15 protein-coding genes are annotated in these 16925 nt (G+C 76.1%); 7 read left to right on the top strand and 8 right to left on the bottom strand.

Annotated elements, in window-relative coordinates; all coding sequences use genetic code 11:
- The 4 genes from Ae331Ps2_RS15265 to Ae331Ps2_RS15250 all read right to left on the bottom strand — a co-directional run bounded on the left by Ae331Ps2_RS15265 (position 1) and on the right by Ae331Ps2_RS15250 (position 5769).
- Positions 1–828, bottom strand: a complete 828-nt coding sequence (locus Ae331Ps2_RS15265) for a TIGR02569 family protein (protein ID WP_020623762.1) — start codon at positions 826–828, stop codon at positions 1–3.
- 161 nt (positions 829–989) lie between these two features.
- Positions 990–3242: a hypothetical protein gene (locus Ae331Ps2_RS32075; protein WP_075308133.1), complete on the bottom strand. Its 2253-nt coding sequence runs from the start codon at positions 3240–3242 to the stop codon at positions 990–992.
- A 297-nt stretch (positions 3243–3539) separates the two neighbouring features.
- Positions 3540–4712, bottom strand: coding sequence for an adenylyltransferase/sulfurtransferase MoeZ (gene moeZ / locus Ae331Ps2_RS15255; RefSeq protein ID WP_075308135.1), 1173 nt, complete (start codon positions 4710–4712; stop codon positions 3540–3542).
- 61 nt (positions 4713–4773) lie between these two features.
- Positions 4774–5769, bottom strand: a complete 996-nt coding sequence (locus tag Ae331Ps2_RS15250; RefSeq protein ID WP_075308137.1) for an alpha/beta fold hydrolase — start codon at positions 5767–5769, stop codon at positions 4774–4776.
- Between the two features lie 125 nt (positions 5770–5894).
- On the opposite strand from Ae331Ps2_RS15250, the gene Ae331Ps2_RS15245 reads away from it, so the two are divergent.
- The 3 genes from Ae331Ps2_RS15245 (at position 5895) to Ae331Ps2_RS15235 (ending at position 9460) form a co-directional block, all read left to right on the top strand.
- Positions 5895–6881 carry a hypothetical protein gene (locus Ae331Ps2_RS15245; protein ID WP_139318805.1) on the top strand — a complete coding sequence of 329 codons (987 nt, stop codon included), beginning with the start codon at positions 5895–5897 and terminating at the stop codon, positions 6879–6881.
- A gap of 6 nt (positions 6882–6887) precedes the next feature.
- Positions 6888–8732, top strand: a complete 1845-nt coding sequence (locus Ae331Ps2_RS15240; protein ID WP_075308139.1) for an HAD family hydrolase — start codon at positions 6888–6890, stop codon at positions 8730–8732.
- 101 nt (positions 8733–8833) lie between these two features.
- Entirely contained in the window at positions 8834–9460 is a 627-nt protein-coding gene (locus Ae331Ps2_RS15235; RefSeq protein ID WP_020625908.1) for a TetR/AcrR family transcriptional regulator, read from the top strand.
- 30 nt (positions 9461–9490) lie between these two features.
- Here the strand turns inward: Ae331Ps2_RS15235 and Ae331Ps2_RS15230 are convergent, their stop codons facing one another.
- Entirely contained in the window at positions 9491–10402 is a 912-nt protein-coding gene (locus Ae331Ps2_RS15230) for an alpha/beta fold hydrolase (RefSeq protein ID WP_075308141.1), read from the bottom strand.
- A gap of 14 nt (positions 10403–10416) precedes the next feature.
- Positions 10417–11331, bottom strand: coding sequence for a diiron oxygenase (locus Ae331Ps2_RS15225; RefSeq protein ID WP_075308143.1), 915 nt, complete (start codon positions 11329–11331; stop codon positions 10417–10419).
- A 91-nt stretch (positions 11332–11422) separates the two neighbouring features.
- Here Ae331Ps2_RS15225 and Ae331Ps2_RS15220 point away from each other — a divergent pair, with 91 nt between their 5' ends.
- Positions 11423–12121, top strand: coding sequence for a TetR family transcriptional regulator (locus Ae331Ps2_RS15220; protein WP_043280359.1), 699 nt, complete (start codon positions 11423–11425; stop codon positions 12119–12121).
- Positions 12118–12453 (top strand): DUF4873 domain-containing protein, encoded by a 336-nt coding sequence (locus Ae331Ps2_RS15215; RefSeq protein WP_075308147.1) that lies wholly within the window; start codon positions 12118–12120, stop codon positions 12451–12453. Before Ae331Ps2_RS15220 ends, Ae331Ps2_RS15215 begins: the two co-directional genes overlap by 4 nt.
- A gap of 75 nt (positions 12454–12528) precedes the next feature.
- Here Ae331Ps2_RS15215 and Ae331Ps2_RS15210 read toward each other — a convergent pair whose 3' ends face one another.
- Positions 12529–12759 carry a DUF3107 domain-containing protein gene (locus Ae331Ps2_RS15210; RefSeq protein ID WP_020625913.1) on the bottom strand — a complete coding sequence of 77 codons (231 nt, stop codon included), beginning with the start codon at positions 12757–12759 and terminating at the stop codon, positions 12529–12531.
- Between the two features lie 106 nt (positions 12760–12865).
- On the bottom strand, positions 12866–13522 hold the full coding sequence (locus Ae331Ps2_RS15205) for a ferritin-like fold-containing protein (protein WP_020625914.1): 657 nt from the start codon (positions 13520–13522) through the stop codon (positions 12866–12868).
- A gap of 259 nt (positions 13523–13781) precedes the next feature.
- Here Ae331Ps2_RS15205 and Ae331Ps2_RS15200 point away from each other — a divergent pair, with 259 nt between their 5' ends.
- Together Ae331Ps2_RS15200 and Ae331Ps2_RS15195 are read left to right on the top strand one after the other, a co-directional pair.
- On the top strand, positions 13782–15656 hold the full coding sequence (locus Ae331Ps2_RS15200; RefSeq protein ID WP_075312326.1) for a DEAD/DEAH box helicase: 1875 nt from the start codon (positions 13782–13784) through the stop codon (positions 15654–15656).
- Positions 15657–15664: 8 nt separating this feature from the next.
- Positions 15665–16918 (top strand): hypothetical protein, encoded by a 1254-nt coding sequence (locus tag Ae331Ps2_RS15195; protein ID WP_083695585.1) that lies wholly within the window; start codon positions 15665–15667, stop codon positions 16916–16918.
- The last annotated feature ends 7 nt before the right edge of the window (positions 16919–16925 follow it).

Below are 16925 nucleotides of genomic sequence, written 5' to 3'. Positions count from 1 at the left end.
TCAGAGCCGGCGGCTGACCAGGCTCGCGACCCGCTCGATCCCGGCCAGCGACTCGGCCGTCGCGTCCGGGTGCTGGGCGTGCAGGGCCAGCCGGTAGAGCACCGCGCGCAGCAGCGACTGCGGCCACTCGGGCAGCTCCGACCAGCGCTCGACCAGCTCCTCGTCGGCGCCGCCCCAGGCCACCGCGTCGACGACGACGACCGCCGCCGCCCACTCCGCGGGCCGCCAGAACGGCACGAGGTCGAGTACCGCGGGCCGCCCCGTCGGGTCGAACAGCATGGCGCCGAACAGCTCGCCGTGCACGACCTGCGGGGTCAGCCGGATCGTGCGGCGGTGCGCGGCGAGCTCGGCGAACAGCCGGCCGCCGGTCTCGGGGTGCAGATCCAGCCGACGCTCGCCGAACGCGGCGGCGGCGGACCGGGACAACAGGTCGTCGCGGTCGTCGAGCAGGCGCGGGCGCAGCACGGTCGCGGTGGCGGCGTGCAGCCGCAGCGAGGCGGCGACGACCTCGTCGTGCCGGGGCTCGGGGACGCCGGGCACGTGCCGGGACGCGGCCCAGCCGCCCACGACCCACCGGCCGTCCGAGCTGCGGACGGGGCGGGCGAGGCGGACACCGTCGACCTCGAGGTTCTCCAGGACCGTCGCCGACCAGGCGGCGACGACGTGGTCGGACACCGGCCGCAGCAGCACCTCCCCGCACTGCCAGGCCCGCTGGCCCGCCCACACGACGGGACGGGGGGACGTCTCACGCACCCCGAAGGCGGTGCGGACGTGCTCGGGCAGGACGCTCGCGGCCGGCGCGGTGGCGAGCGTGCGGGCAGCGGTCACAGCGGGGACGGTACCCGCGCCACCGGCTCACGTTCGTCACGCCACGCCCGAACCGCGCGTCGCGCCACGACCGATCGGGTGAACGGCTGGCCGATCGGGGCTCCCGCACGCACGAGCAGCGTGGCCGGCTCCGTGCGGAGCCGGCCACGGGAGACACCCCACTACCAGGAGCTGCCGCCGCCGGAACCCGACCCGGAGTCCGAGTCCGAGCTGGATCCCGAGTCCGAGCCCGACGACCGCGACCCCGAGTCCGAGTCCGAGGAGGACGACGAGGAGGAGCGGGAGTCGTCCGAGCCGCTGCTCCGCGAGGACTCGCCCCGCGACGAACCCGAATCCGACGAACCCGAATCCGACGACGAGTCCCACGACCTCGAGTCCGACGAGGACGAGGAGGAGCCGGACGACCGCGACCCCGAGGACCCGGAGTCCGACGAGCCGGAGTCCGACGACCGTGACCCCGACGAGCCGGGCCCCGACGAGCCCGAGTCCGACGACCGGGACGACCGCGAGCCCGACGACCCCTGGTCGGAACCCCGGTCGGAGGACTGCGAGGCGGACGACCGCGAGCCGGAACCGTCCGAGGAGCCGTCAGACGAGCTGCGCGAGGACTGGCTGGAGCCGGACCCCTCCGACCCGCCGCCGGAGCGCGAACCGGAGGACCCGGTGCGCTCGGCCATCTGCTCGGCCGCCTGCCGGTCGGCCTCCGCCAGCACCGGCGCGGCCGCCTCCGGTCCCAGGGCGGACTCGACATAGGGCCCGGCCACGGCGGTGACGATGCCGCCGGAGCCGCCGGAGCCGCCGCTGCCGCCGGCCCCCTGCGCCCCCGAGCCGGACCGCTCCGTGCCGGCCCCCTCCGACGGCGCGACCGACGAGGGCGCGCTGAGCACGGGCGCGCTGGGCGCGCGCAGGGTGGTCTCCGGCGAGGCGGCCGCGGGCGCGGCGGGTTCCTCCGGCGGAGCAGGGGTGGACGGGCGGGGGGCGTCGTCGGAGGAACCGGAAGCGGAGTCGCCGCCGGAGCGGGCGCCGGCCCCGGGGCCGCTGGGCTTCTTCCCGGTCAGCCCGCTCGCGACGTCGTCGACGCCCTTGCCCACCGACTCGGCGGCATCCCCGACACCCCGTGCGGCGGCGCCGACGCCGTCGCCGAGCTTCTTCACCGGACCGTCGGACGACGCCGGTGCGACCTCGGCCCGGTTCGCCTTCTTCCCCGCGTCGGAACCGGCACCGGAACCAGCGCCCGAACCAGCGCCCTCCCCGGGGCTCGGCGCGCCGCCGGCCAGGTTGGCGACGCCGTCGGCGGCACGGGACACGGCACCGCCCAGCTTCTCCCCCGGCCCCGCGTCCCGGCCGGCTGCGCTGCCCGGGCCACGGGCCGAGGCACCCTCCGGCCCCTCGGCGCGCGGCCGGGTCTCGTCCAGCGGGCCCCGCGGGTCGGGCGGCCCGGCGGTACCGACGTCGGCGCGCTCGCGGTCCCCGCCGGTCTCCCGGCCACCGGCCAGGACCTCGGGGTTGCGGCGCACGCCGGACGGCTCCGGGGGCGCGGGGTCCTCGCCGCGGGCGAGGGCCAGCACGTCGTCGGAGACCTTCTCGGTCTCGTCGCCGTCACCGGGCAGGGGGGCGGTGCGGGCCCGGTCGATGCCGTCGTCGATGGCGGCCAGCCGCTCCGCACAGGCGTCGCGGTTGCGGGCACGCAGGTCACGCTGCTCCTCGAGCGACGCGGCCGCGGCCATCTGGTCGGGGGTCCGACGGGTGGCGGGCGGCAGGGCGGCGACGATCCGGTCCATCTCGGCGAGCTGCTGCTCGGCGGCGGCCAGCGCGTCCACGGCGTCCTGCCGGGAGCTGTAGACCTGCAGCTGGGACTGCAGGGCGGCACGCTGCTGGAGCAGGGTGTCGCGCTGCTGCTGCAGCTTGGCGACCGCGACCGGGGTGCGCTCCGTCTCGTGCGCGGACGCCTGCCAGGTCCGTTCGCTCGCGTTGAGGGTCCCGAGCTTGTCGTCGAGGGCCGCCAGTGCGATCCGGGCCTGTCCGGCCCACTGGTCGGCCGTGCGGTCCTGCGGCACCGGGGTCCCGGTCACCGACGGCGAGGTCGCCAGCGCGTATCCGCCGAGGAGCACGGCCGTCGCGCCGATGAGGGCCAGGGTGCGCCGGTGCCGCAGCGGGCTGCGCGGGACCCGCAACGGTCCGGGGCGGTCCGGGCCCGACGACGCGGCCGGGCTCGCCGCGGCGAGCCGGGTCGACGTCCGCTGGGCGGGCACCGCGGGCTCGTCGACCTCGACGGCCTCGGGCTCGCGCAGCCACGGCAGCGTCTCGGCGAGCTGCTGGTCCCCCGCCGCCTGCGCCGCGGCCCGGCGGGCCTGGCGGGCCGCCAGCCGGTGGGCGGCCGAGCAGTAGCGCCGCTGTGGGCGGTCTCCGGACACGTCTCCGGTGGGCTCCAACGGTGCGTCGCACCCCTGTAGGGCGCATGTGCGCAACGAGTGGTCCACCGAGCGTCCTCCCGATCCTGGCGATCGCGTGCATCCCCATGTCGCGGCGATCGGCGGGAATGTTTCGCCCAACGGGCGAACAGCAGGGTCGAACGGGCCATGTTCACTCGGACGGTCGCGTGCGATCGATGAGCGGTCACCCTGTGCCACATCGGGAACCACGACGGCCGCCGTCCCGGGTGTACCGGTGACGGCGGCCGTCGGTGTAGTGCGGAGCGGGTCGGACCGTGGTCAGCAGGTGGGCTGCGACGGGTCGATCTGCTTGACCCAGGACAGCACCCCGCCGCCGACGTGGACGGCGTCGCGGAACCCGGCCTTGTGCAGCGCGGCGAGGGCCTCGGCGGACCGGCCGCCGGACTTGCAGTGCAGCACGACCGGCTTGTCCTGGGCGATCTCCGAGAGCGCGGCACCGGACAGGATCCGGTCCTTCGGGATCAGGACCGAGCCCGGGATCCGCACGATCTCGTACTCGTGCGGCTCGCGGACGTCGATGAGCTGGAAGTCCTTGCCCGAGTCGATCATCTGCTTGAGCTCGCCGACGGTGATCGTGCTGCCGGCGGCCGCGTCCTGGGCCTCCTGCGTCACGGTGCCGCAGAACGCGTCGTAGTCGATCAGCTCGGTGATCTTCGGTGTCTCCGGGTCCTTGCGGATCTTCACCTGACGCCAGGTGGTCTCCAGCGCGTCGTAGATCACCAGGCGGCCGAGCAGCGGCTCACCGATGCCGGTGAGCAGCTTGATCGCCTCGTTGACCATGATCGAGCCGATCGAGGCGCAGAGCACGCCCAGCACACCGCCCTCGGCGCAGGACGGGACCATCCCGGGCGGCGGCGGCTCGGGGTAGAGGTCGCGGTAGTTCAGGCCCTGCCCGTTCGGAGCGTCCTCCCAGAAGACCGAGGCCTGGCCCTCGAAACGGAAGATCGAGCCCCAGACGTAGGGCTTGCCGAGCAGTACCGCGGCGTCGTTCACCAGGTACCGGGTGGCGAAGTTGTCGGTGCCGTCCAGGATCAGGTCGTAGTCCCGGAAGACGTCCAGCACGTTCTCGCTGGTGAGGCGCTCGTTGTGCAGGCGGACGTCGACGAAGGGGTTGACCTCGCGGATCGAGTCGCGGGCCGACTCGGCCTTCGGGCGGCCCACGTCGGACTGCCCGTGGATGACCTGACGCTGCAGGTTCGACTCGTCGACGACATCGAACTCGACGATGCCGAGGGTCCCGACACCGGCGGCGGCCAGGTACAGCAGAGCGGGCGAGCCGAGGCCGCCCGCGCCGACGACCAGCACCTTCGCGTTCTTCAGGCGCTTCTGCCCGTCCATCCCGACGTCGGGAATGATGAGGTGGCGGCTGTACCGCTCCACCTCCTCCTTGGTGAGCTCGGCTGCCGGCTCCACCAGTGGCGGTAGCGCCATCTCGTCCACTCCTCGCGGGTTGCGTGCGGGTCTCAGGGCGTCTCAACGCGCCACGTGCGCGTCATCTTCCCGCACCGGCTCCGACCGGCACCGCGTCCCACAGCGCGGCGACGGCGTCAGCCACCGCCGCGGGTCGCTCGATCTGCGCGACGTGCCCGGCGCGGGGCAGCACCAGCAGCCGCGCCCCGGGCAGCGTGGCGGCCGTCCGCGCGGCCAGCCGCGGGGACACGATGCGGTCCTGCTCCCCCCACACCACCAGCGACGGCACCCGCACCCGGGCCATCCGGCGCCAGATCTCGCGCCCGGCCCACAGCCCGAGGAGACCGCGGGTGGCGCCGTCGGTCGCCGCGCCGGCCCAGGGCAGCGTCGCGCGGTGCTCGTGCTCGGAGATCAGCTCCTCGAGCCGGCGGGTGGAGCCACGCTGCGGGTCGGCGAAGCAGACCTTCACGATCCGCTCGGCCCTGGCACGCAGCGGCTCCTGCGCCAGCGCGCGGCGCGCGCGGCGCCCGAGCAGCGGCACCATGGCCAGCGCCATCCGCGGGTCCGACAGCCGTCGCGGGTCGGGGCGCCGGTCCGGTACCGCGGGCGAGACCAGGGTGAGGCTGCGGACGAGTTCGGGACGGCGGGCCGCCACCGTCGTCGCGATCACGCCGCCGAGGGAGTTGCCGACCAGGTGCACCGGGCGGTCGCGCCCGGCCAGCCAGCACAGCAGCGCGTCCGCCATGCCGTCCGGCCCGAAGTCGGCGACGGCGGTCGGCTCGGACAGCCCGAACCCGGGCAGGTCGACCGACAGGCCGGCGGCCCGCGGCGCGAGGAGCCCGGCGAGGTCGGTCCAGTTCGTGGCCGACCCGGCGAGACCGTGGACGTAGACGGCATCGGCGTCGGCGGAGCCGGGGGTCTCGCGCACGTGCAGGGTGACCCCGCCGGAGGTGACCGCGCGGCCCGGCCACGGCGGGCGTTCCGCCGAGGCACCCGGGGACGTCTCGACACCCGGCGCCGACACCGGGGCGGGCACGGTGACGGGCGAGTGAACGGACATCGACCGGGCGGCGACCATTCGACCAGCATGACGTGTCGCGCACGTCACTCGCCGTGCCGGGTGACGCCCGTCTCGCTGTGATCACCGTCCGCGTCCGGCGCTCCACGGAGCGCAACGTGACGGCCCCCCGGACGTTGTACCCCGTGGACGACGCGACGGAGGAGGTGGGCATGGGGCGGATCGGCGGATCGGCCGCGGCCCGGCTCGCCGGGTTCGGCGCCGCGTCGGTGCTGGTGTTCACCGCGGCCTGGACGGCGGGCGGCGCGGTGAGCAGCACGGCGGGCGGCGTTCCGGAGACCCCGACCGCCGGGGCGCCGGGCGATGCCGACCCCGGTGACGTGCGCGGCGACGGCGGTGTCCTCGCCGCCGGCCTGGCCACCGGCGACGCGACGACCGGCGCGGGGGGTGTGCTCACCACCGCGGCCGGCTACACCCTGACCCCGGTCGGGATCGTCTACCCGTGGCGCGAGCCGACCGAGGTCGCCTTCACCGTGACCGGCTCCGACGACGCCCCGGTGACCCGGTTCGACACCCCCTCCGACGGCTCGGGGGTCATGGACGTCGCCGTGCTGCGCCGCGACGTCGCCGGCTACCAGCGGCTGCGCGCCACCCAGGGCCCCGACGGCGTGTGGCGGGCACCCGTGCGGTTCCCCGGCCAGGGCGTCTGGCGGCTCTACGCCGGGTTCACCCCGACCGGCGGCCCGCACCTCGACCTCGGGGCCGACCTGCACGTCCCCGGCACCTACGGCGCCTTCACCTTCCCGGCCGAGAACCGGGCGGGGCTCTGCGGGGGCAGCGACCAGCAGGTCCGCCTCGACGGCGCCCTGGTCCCCGGCGGGGAGTCCCGGCTGTTCGCGACCGTGGGGCGCGACGGCACCCCGGTCACCGACCTCGAGCCCGTCGACGGCGGTGCGTTCGGCCGGATGACCGCGGTCCGCCAGGGCGACCTGGCCCGGTTCCCCGTCCGCCCCGAGATCACCGGCGCGGCCGCCACCGACCGCTCCGGGCCCGGGGTGGCGTTCGCGGTGTCGGTCCCCGCTCCGGGCAGTTACCGGCTGTTCCTCGACTACCGCTCCGGCGGTGTGCTGCGGTCGTGCGAGTTCACGCTCCCGACCGCGCCGGGGAGCTGACGGCGGTTGCGTCCGGTCCTGCGGTACGCCGCGCGGGCGGTGGCGGCCCTGCTCGCCCTGCTGCTGCCGCTCGCCGGTCCCGCCCTGGCCGGCGCGGCGTGGGCCCCGCGCTGCGCGGCGGTGGCCCTGCTGGTCGCCCTCGCCGTCGTCGCGACGACGGGCGGGCCCGGCCTGCGCGTCGCCGCCCGCGGCCTGCGGGAGGGCACGGTGACCGCCGAGACCGGCGTCGCGGCGGCGGTGCTCGCCGCGCTGGGGTGGTCGGCGGCGGTGCAGGCCGTCGCGGCGGTCTCGCCCGCGGGCCCGGTCCTGGTCCCGACCGACCCGCTCGCCGGGCCCGTCCTGCTGCCCGGGGTCGCCGCGGTGCTGACCGTCGTCGCGGCGGCGGTGCAGCGCACCGGGCGCCCACCCGGCCCGCACGGCGGGGACACGCGGGCGGACGCCGACGAGGTCCGCGCGGGCCTGCGCACAGTCGCCGACCGGTGGAGCGCCCTGCTCACCCCGCCCGCGGCGCTGATCGCGGTCGCGGTGACCGCCTTCGCGGCGGGCACCGGCACCCCGTGGCCGGCCGCGGTCCCGGCCGGGATCGCGGTCCTGGTCGGGGCCTGCCCGCTGCCGCTGCTGGCCGCGCTGCCGGCGGCGCTGCGAGCCGCGGACCGGGCGGGCGGCGACGCGGTGCGGCTGCCGGCGCCGTGGCCCGGCCGTCGCGATCCGGTGGGCTGGACCGGGTCCGCCGGCGGCCCGGGGCTCGTGGGCCGGGTGGACACCGTCGCGCTGTCCGGGCCGGACGTGCTGACCGGCACCGCCCCCGGGACGGTCGCCGTGCACGCGGGCCGCGGCGAGGATCCGGCGCTGGTGCTGCGGCTGGCCGCGTCGGTCGCCGCGGGTGCGCGGCCCGGGTCGGACCTGCGCGCGGCGGCGCGGGCGCTGGCCGCGGCCGTCGACGGCCCGGTGCCCGACGTCGCCGAGGCCGACGAGCAGCCCGGCCTCGGGGTGTCCGGCCTGGTGGCCGAGCTGCGGGACCCCGGCCCGGACGGCGGCGGCACGACCGCGACCGTCGTCGCGCACGCGGTGCTGCTCGGCAGCCCGGACTGGCTGGCCGAGCACGGGATCCGGGTGCCCCCGCCGTTGTCGGTGGAGCGGGAGCGGGCGGTCGCCGAGGGCCGGGCGGTCCTGGTCATCGCCTGGGACGGGTGCGCCCGCGCCGTGCTCGCGCTGCCCCGGGCGCCGCACCCCGAGGCCCGGCCGGGGGTGTCGGAGCTGGTGGCGGCCGGGGTCACGCCGGTCCTGCTCACCCCCGACGACGACGGCGCCGCCCGTGCCCTCGCCGCGGCGGCCGGTCTCGACCCGGCCGACCCCGACGCCGTCCGCCCGGGGCTGGACCCGGCGGCACGGGCCGCGGCCGTCGCCGGGCTGCGGGTACGGGGCCGCACGGTCGCGGTGGCGGGCGACCCGACCACCGACGAGGCCGCGCTGGCCGCCGCCGACCTGGCGGTCGAGCTGGTCCCCTGGCCCACCGCCGACGGCCGGCCCGCCGCCGACGGCACCGGCACCGGGCCGGGGTCCGCGGAGCACCCGGACGACGTCCCGGCCGCGCGTCCGGACCCGGTCGTCGCGCCCGCGCACGGGTCGGAGAGGATCTGCGCCCGTGGCGGTCCCGCCGAGGTGGCCGCCGCCCTGCTGATCGCCCGCCGAGCGCGGGCCCGGGCCCGCTCGTACGTCCGTGCGGCCGTGGTGCTCGCCGTCGCCGGCGTGGTCCTCGCCGTGCTGGGGACGCCCGCGGTCGTGGTGGCCGCCGTGCCGGTCCTGGGTGCGCTCGGGCTCGCCGCACGGAGACCGCACCGCCGATCGTGAGAGGTTGTCACCCTTCTGCGGCGACACCCGTTCACGGATCGTTCGTCAACGCGGTTACCTGCTAGTAGGGTTATCCCACGACGGTGAGAGGTAGGGGGCCCATGACCGGAACCGCCACGCCACGGGGCGCACGACTGTCCCGCGGCGCGCGTCGCGCCCAGCTGCTGCTGGCCGCCCGCGACGTGTTCGCCGACCAGGGCTACCACGCCGCCGCGATGGACGACATCGCCGAGCGGGCGGGTGTCTCCAAGCCCGTGCTGTACCAGCACTTCCCCGGGAAGCTGGAGCTGTACCAGGCGCTGCTCACGACCTACGCCGAGGAGCTCGTCGAGCGGGTCTCCAACGCGATCGAGCGGACCGAGCACAACAAGGAGCGGGTGCAGGCCGCCGTCGCCGCGTACTTCGACTTCGTCGCCGGCGAGGGCAAGGCCTACCGCCTGGTGTTCGAGTCCGACCTGCGGGGGGACCCGGAGGCCGCGGCGCTGGTGGAGAGCGCGCTGGACCGCTGCATCGACGCGGTCGCCGGCGCGGTCACCGCCGACGCCGGGCTGGACCAGGACCGCGCGCGGCTGCTCGCCGTCGGGCTCGTCGGGCTGAGCCAGGTCGGCGCCCAGTTCTGGCTGGACTCCGACCAGCGGGTCCCGCGGGACGAGGCGGTGGCGCTCATGGCGTCGCTGGCGTGGCGCGGCATCGCCGGGTTCCCGAAGCAGGGCCTCGACCAGATCTGACGCCCCACCGCCGACGACGGGGCGGGCGGCTCAGGCCACCTGCTCCGCCGCGGCCCGGCGCACCAGCGCGGCGATCCGGCCGGTGACCCCGCCGACCCGCTCGACCGGGAGCATGTGCCCGGCACCGGGGAACACGGTCAGCTCGGCGCGCGGCAGGCTGCGGTGGATCCGTCGGGCGAACCGCGGCGGCGTGAGCCGGTCCCGGGTCCCCACCAGGATCTCCACCGGCAGCGAGGAGAACGCCGCCAGCGCCTCGTCGCGCTCGTGAGTGGTGAGGGTCGGGGTGAAGCCGGAGATCGTCGTCGGACGGCAGTCGGCGATCGCCTCGCAGGTCGCGCGGACGGCGAGCCGGTCCGGCCGGGTGCCGAGCAGCAGCGGCTGCAGACCGGCCCCCAGCAGGGTCGGGTGGGTCGACAGCGACCGGCGCTCCGTCCACAGCGGACTGACAGTCACCTTGTCCTTGCCGGCCAGGAAGAGCTTCGCCGGCCGCCCGGTCATCCCCAGCGTCGCCGCCGCACCGAGGCCGCCACTCGCGGTCGCGACGAGGGCGACGCCGGCGACCCGGGAGGCGACGAGGTCGGGGTGGCGCTGGGCCAGCGCCATCGCCGTCATCCCGCCCATCGAGTGCCCCGCGATGACCAGCGGGCCGCTCGGGGCGAGCCGGGTGATCACCTCGGCCATGTCGTCGGCGAGGACGTCGAGGGTCTTGAGCTCGTCGGGGGTGTCGTCGGAGCGGCCGTGCGCGCGGTGGTCGTAGCGGATCACCCGCGGGGCGGGGCCGGCACCGGGCGCGCCGACGGCGAGGGCGTCGGCGACCGGGGCCCAGCAACGCTCGTCGAGCGTCCAGCCGTGGGCGAGCAGCACCGTGACCGGTGCCGACTCCGGACCCGAGACCCTGGCGAACAGGCCGGTCCCGTCGCAGGTGACGATCCGTGTGCTCATCGCGGGATGCCTCCTCAGATCAGGTGGGCGCGCTTCCACAGGGTCTCCGTCGGGCCGCCGACGATCCCCTGCTCGCGCAGGAACGGCACGAGCTTGCGCGAGGACCAGCGCAGCATCTCGTGGTGGTACGGGTTGGCCAGCGCCGCCTTCCGCCCGACCGCCGGGGCGATCCCGATGCTGCGGTAGACCTCGGGATGGATGAGGTTGCGGGCGACGACGAACGCGATCCGCGCGGTGAGGTAGCGGGCCCAGACACGTTCCGCGCGGTTGGTCCTCGGCATGATCCGCTGGAGCTCCTCCCGGGCGTAGCGGACGTGCCGGGCCTCCTCGGTCACGTGGATCTTGTTGATCATCCGGGACAGCGGCTGGACACGCTCGTCCCGCATCCCCTCGCGCTGGAGCTGGTCGAGGATCTCCTCGACGAACAGGGTGCCGGCGAACATCGCCGGGCCGGTGCCGATGGTCTTCATCAGCCGGCCCTGCTCGTGGGTGAGCCGGCGGGGGGCGTAGTCCGGCACGCCATAGCGCTCGGTGGCCTTGGCGAACATCATCGAGTGCCGGCACTCGTCGGCGATCTCGACCAGCGCGTACTGGATGTGCGCGCGACGGGGGTCGCGGTCGTAGGCGTAGCGCAGCAGCATCTGCATGAGGATCATCTCGAACCACAGCCCGATCCGGGCGACGCTGCAGAACTCGTGCACCGACAGCGTGATCCGCTGCTCCTCGGTGAGGCCGTCCCACAGCGGCGTGCCGTAGAGCGACACGCGCTCGGGGACGATGCCGTACCTGCCCTCGACCAGCGGGGCGTCCCAGTCGATGTCGATCGAGGGGTCGTAGGAGGTCGTCACCGAGCTCTTCAGCAGCCGCCGAGCGGTGTCCTCGCGGTCCGCGAGGTGGGCCTTGCTTCCGGTCCGGGCGGGAGCGCTCATCGGTCGCGCCTTCCTGACGAGGGGCCTGCGGTGGCGGGTTCCACACCCGGAACCCTTGCTGTTACCGCCAGTAACAGTTACCACTGGTAACGTGCCCCAGGACCCGAGGGATGTCAAGCCCGATGCGCGCAGCCGCCGACGGGAGGAACGGCGGACCGAGATGGTCGCCGCCGCCGTCGACGCGATCCGCGAACACGGTGCCGGGGTCTCGGTCGCCCAGATCGCCGGCGCGGCCGGCATCACCAAGCCGGTGCTCTACCGGCACTTCGCCGACCGCGCCGACCTGCAGCGCGCCGTCAGCGAGCACGCCGCGGACATGCTGATGCAGCGGATCTACCCGGTGCTGGCGATCGACGCCGAGCCGATCGAGCACGTCGCCGCCGTCATCGACGCCTACCTCGGGATGATCGAGGAGGAGCCCCAGCTGTACCGGTTCGTCGTCGCGAACCCGGCCGAGCCGGTGCCGGGCGCCGAGATCGCGCAGGACGTGCGCGGCCAGATCGGCGCCCTGCTGACCACGCTGTTCGGGGAGCGGCTGCGCGCCCAGGGCCGCGACTCCGGCGGCGCCGAGGCGTGGGCGCACGGGATCATCGGGATGGTCCAGACCGCGGGCGAGTGGTGGCTGGAGCGCCGGACGATGAGCCGTGACGCGCTCACCAACTACCTGTCCGCACTGATCTGGGGCGGGATCGCCGGCGTCGCCGGGCTCGACTCCCCCACCGCGACCGCCGACATCCTGCGGCTGGTCCCCGAGCCACAGGTGCACGAGGGCTCGGTGCAGGACCGGTGAGCGCCGACCACGACCACGACCACGACCGCGACGAGGGCTACCGCGGCCCCGCCACCCTGGTGCTGGGCGAGGAGACGGTCGAGGTCGAGGTGCTCCTCGACGCCCGGCACGAGCCCTTCGACGGCAGGCTGCACTGGGCGGGCCGGGTCGCCGCGCACCCCCGGCTCACCGCGCTGCTGGGCAGCCGCGGCGGCACCGCAGAGGTCCGGACGCCCGGGCACACGGCCGTCGGCACGCTGTCCGAGCCGGACGTGTGGGACCGGTTCCGGATCACCGGCACCGGCAGGCCGCCGTTCGCCCTGGACGGGCCGCCCCCGCCGGAGACCGACTGACCGGCCCCCTCCCCCGGACACGCGTCGGGCCCGGCCCCGCGGACGGGTACCGGGCCCGGACGACCCCGGGTGCGCTCAGCCGCTGAGGCCGAACCCGACCCGGCGCTCCTCGGACGGGCCGATCTCCACGTACGAGATGCGCGCGACCGGGACGACGTAGCGACGGCCCTCGTCGTCGGTGAGGTCCAGCAGCCCGTCGTCGGACTTCATCGCCCCGCTCACGAGCTGGGCCACCTCGTCCGGCGTGCGGTCGCTGGACACCACGAGCTCCCGCGGGGTCTCCGCGATGCCGATCTTGACCTTCACCGGTGGTCCTCCCGATCCGTCACTTCTGATCACCTTGCCCGCGCCAGGCTAGTCGAGATCGGGCCGGAGCATCGGCGAGCCGCGACCCCGACCACCGGGCCGGGACTCAGGAGAGTCCGAGCCTGCCCATCCGGCGGCCGTGCGCGGTCTGCACCGTCCGGATGAGCCCGGCCACGCCGCCCTTCTCCCCCGAGCCGAGCACGATGAACTCGGCCAGCTCGTCGCGCTCGGCGACGACCCGCTGGGCGTGGGTGACGGCCTCGCCGAGCAGCCGCCTGCCCCACAGGGCCAGCCGGTCGCGCTGCGCCGGGTTGGCGGCGCAGGCGGCCTGCACCTCGCGCTCGGCGAAGGCGGAGTGCCCGGTGTCGGCGAGCACCCGCTGCACCAGGTCGCCGGTGCCGGGATCCACCCAGCCCGCGACCTCGCGGTAGAAGTCGGCGCCGAGACCGTCGCCGAGATAGGCCTTGACCAGCGACTCCAGCCAGCTCCGCGGGGCGGTCGAGGCGTGGTAGCTGTCGATCAGCGCGACGAACGGCGCCATCGCGTCCGCGACGGCGATCCCGCTGCGGCCCAGGTGGTCCTCGATCAGGCGGAAGTGGCCGATCTCGGCGGCGGCCATCGTCGACAGCTGCGCGCGGCCGGCCAGCGTCGGCGCGGCCCGGGCGTCCTCGGCGAGCCGGTCGAACGCCGACAGCTCGCCGTAGGCCAGCACGCCGAGCAGCTCCACGGTCGCGGCCGTCGGCGCGTCGCCTCCAGTGGTCATGGACGCCACCCTAACCGGGCCCTACCGGCCGGCCGGGCGGCCCGCGACGGCCGTCGCGACCACGGCGCGAGGCAACTCACCCCACCCGGCGACGGCCGCGCCGTCGTGTTCGGGCGCCGTGGCGGGTACCATGCGGTCAGCGCGTCACCGGATTTCGGGCTCATGGGACTCCACGGGGACGCGCCCACCGCGCGGGGACCGGGTAACGGGACGAGCGGCCGACCCGGCCGAGCACGTCTCACCGGGACCCGCACCCGTACTGGTGCGCGCAGCGCCTCGGCTGCTCTCCCGCCCGGACCGTCCCGACGGCCCGGGGCCGGTCGACGAGCCACGCCACGGCTCCTGTGCGCGGAGAGAGGCGATCACACTGTCCCGAAGCGACAGCGCCGACACCCCCGAGGCCGACCCGGGCTTCCTGCCCACCGGCATCACCCCCAGCGAGACCCCGCTCGGCGTGACCAACCCCGGCGGCGAGAAGCTCCCCCCGACCTTCGCCGAGCTCGGCGTACGGCCCGAGATCGTCTCCGCGCTCGCGGAGAACGACATCGTGCGCACGTTCGCGATCCAGGAGCTCACCCTCCCGCTGGCACTCGCCGGCGAGGACGTCATCGGCCAGGCCCGCACCGGCACCGGCAAGACGCTGGGCTTCGGCGTCCCGCTGCTGCAGCGGATCACCCCGCCCGGTGAGCGCCCCGCCGCCACCGCCGAGGGCGAGGCCGCCGACCGCACCAAGGACGTCCCGCAGGCGCTCGTCGTCGTCCCGACCCGCGAGCTGTGCGTGCAGGTCGCCCGGGACATCGCCGCCGCGGGCAAGAACCTGGGCGTGCGCGTCGTCGCCATCTACGGCGGCCGGGCCTACGAGCCGCAGCTGGAGGCCCTGCGCAAGGGCGTCGACGTCATCGTCGGCACCCCGGGCCGGCTGCTCGACCTCGCCGAGCAGCGCCACCTGGTCCTCGGCCGGGTCAAGGCACTCGTCCTGGACGAGGCCGACGAGATGCTGGACCTGGGCTTCCTGCCCGACGTCGAGCGGATCCTGCGCATGCTCCCCGAGGAGCGGCACACGATGCTGTTCTCGGCGACCATGCCAGGCCCGATCGTGCAGCTCTCGCGGGCGTTCCTGACCCGCCCGACGCACATCCGCGCGGAGGAGGCCGACCAGGGCTCCATCCACGAGCGGACCAAGCAGCTGGTCTACCGCGCGCACGCGATGGACAAGGTCGAGCTGGTCACCCGGGCCCTGCAGGCCAAGGACCGCGGCCTCACCATGATCTTCACCCGGACCAAGCGGACCGCCCAGCGCGTCGCCGACGACCTCGCCGAGCGCGGCTTCGCCGCCGCGGCGGTGCACGGTGACCTCGGCCAGGGCGCTCGCGAGCAGGCACTGCGCGCGTTCCGCGCGGAGAAGGTCGACGTGCTGGTCGCGACCGACGTCGCGGCCCGTGGCATCGACGTCAGCGGCGTCACGCACGTCATCAACTACCAGTGCCCCGAGGACGCCAAGACCTACGTGCACCGGATCGGCCGCACCGGCCGCGCCGGACGCGAGGGCGTCGCGGTCACGCTGGTGGACTGGGACGAGACCCCGCGCTGGAAGATGATCTCCGACGACCTGTCGCTGGGCATCGACGAGCCGGTCGAGACCTACTCGACCTCGGACCACCTGTTCACCGACCTCGACATCCCGACGACGGCGTCCGGGCGGCTCCCGCTGTCCGCGCGCACCCGCGCCGGGCTCGACGCCGAGTACATCGACTCCGACGGCGACCACCAGGGCGCCCGCAAGCCGCGCGGCAGCCGTCGCGACGGTGGCGGCCGTGACGGTGGTGGCCGTGACGGTGGCAGCCGCGAGGCCAGCCGCAACGGCGACGGCGACGAGGGCGGTCGCCGCCCGCGGCGCAACCGCTCCCGTTCCCGGACCCGGGGCGGCGTCGCGGTCGAGGCGGGTGCCTCGACCACCGCCGAGGGTGCCGCCGCCGCGGGCTCCACCGAGGGCGCCCCGCAGAACGGGCCGGACGCCGGCGCGTCGGCCGAGGGCGGGGCGGCCACGCCGCGCCGTCGTCGCCGCCGCGGCGGGTCGCGGCGCGGACCCGGTGGCGGCGAGTCCGCCGACGGGGCCGACGCGGCCGCCAGCTGACACCACGCGTGCTGCGCGGCCGCCCCCTGCGGGACCGGCTCCCGCTCCCGGGCATCCCCGCCGAACGACGACACCGCGGCGACCGACTGGTCGCCGCGGTGCTCGTGCTGCTGCTGGCCGGGGTCGCGGTGCTCTACGCGGTGCAGAGCCCGGCCGCGCACACCGAGTCGGTGACGGCCGCGACCGCCCCCGCCCCGCCACCACCGGTCGGCCCGGTCCCGGCCGGGTTCACCGAGCTGTGGCGGGCGGCCAGCCCGGACACCCCGGTGCCGCTGGCGGTCGGGGACGGCGTCGCCGTCGCCGAGGGGTCGCGGGTCTCCGGGCGCGACGCGCGCACCGGCGCCGAGCGCTGGAGCTACGAACGCGACCTCCCGCTGTGCACCACCGGGTTCGCCGACGGTCGCGTGCTCGCGCTCTACCGCAACGACGAGTACTGCTCGGAGCTCTCCACGCTCCAGCCCGACTCCGGCGCCCGCGGACCGGCCAGAACCCTCGACGCCCGGCCCGGCACCCGGTTGATCGGCCAGGACCCGGTGCTCGCGACCGGCCAGGACTACGTCGAGACCTTCCGCTCCGACCTGGTCCGCACCGCCGAGTACGGCACGGTGCGCGCGCTGGAGGAGCCCGGCTCGCAGCCGCGGTCGGGGTGCACGTTCGGGTCCTTCGCCGCCGCCGAGGACCGCGCCGTGATCCTGGAGCGCTGCCCCGGTGAGCCGTCCGAGCGGTTGACGGTGCTGCGTCCCAGCCGCACCGAGGGCGACCGGCCCGCGTTCGACTCGTCGTCGGTCATCGGGACCGACGGCGCGCAGGTGATCGCCGCGTCGTCCGAGCGCGTCGCCGTCCTGCTGCCGGGCGTCCCCCGCCTGGCCCTCTACGACGGAGGCGGGCGCGGCATCGGGGAGTTCCCGGTCGAGGCGGGTGCGACGGTCGCCGCCCCGGCCGACGGCGTCGCCCGCACGACCGCCGACGACCGGAACCGCTACTGGTGGACCGGCGGGGCGACCGTCGCGCTGGACACCCGCAGCCTCCAGCCGCGCTGGAGCCTGCCGGGCACCCTCGGCCCGGGCACCCGCTACGGCGACCGGCTGCTCGTGCCCGTCCCCGGCGGGATCGCCGACGTCGACCCGGCCACCGGCGTCGTCGCCCGGACCCTGCCGGTGGACCGCGGCCCGGTGGCCGGACCGGTGCTGCTCGCCGCCCAGGGCGCGCTGCTGGTCGAGCTGCGCGGCAGCGAGATCGTCGTGCTGGGGCCCGCCGGCTGAGTCGGGA

The organism is Pseudonocardia sp. Ae331_Ps2 (genome assembly GCF_001932405.1).
GTDB lineage: Bacteria > Actinomycetota > Actinomycetes > Mycobacteriales > Pseudonocardiaceae > Pseudonocardia.
This window is presented reverse-complemented; position numbering and strand designations above follow the sequence as displayed.

What these genes read in the sequence shown, in the direction of transcription:
- Ae331Ps2_RS15205 (WP_020625914.1), bottom strand. Translation starts at nt 13,522, where the DNA reads ATGACCACTGGAGGCGACGCGCCGACGGCCGCGACCGTGGAGCTGCTC.
- moeZ (WP_075308135.1), bottom strand. Translation starts at nt 4,712, where the DNA reads ATGGCGCTACCGCCACTGGTGGAGCCGGCAGCCGAGCTCACCAAGGAG.
- Ae331Ps2_RS15230 (WP_075308141.1), bottom strand. Translation starts at nt 10,402, where the DNA reads ATGAGCACACGGATCGTCACCTGCGACGGGACCGGCCTGTTCGCCAGG.
- Ae331Ps2_RS15235 (WP_020625908.1), top strand. Translation starts at nt 8,834, where the DNA reads ATGACCGGAACCGCCACGCCACGGGGCGCACGACTGTCCCGCGGCGCG.
- Ae331Ps2_RS15225 (WP_075308143.1), bottom strand. Translation starts at nt 11,331, where the DNA reads ATGAGCGCTCCCGCCCGGACCGGAAGCAAGGCCCACCTCGCGGACCGC.
- Ae331Ps2_RS15250 (WP_075308137.1), bottom strand. Translation starts at nt 5,769, where the DNA reads ATGGTCGCCGCCCGGTCGATGTCCGTTCACTCGCCCGTCACCGTGCCC.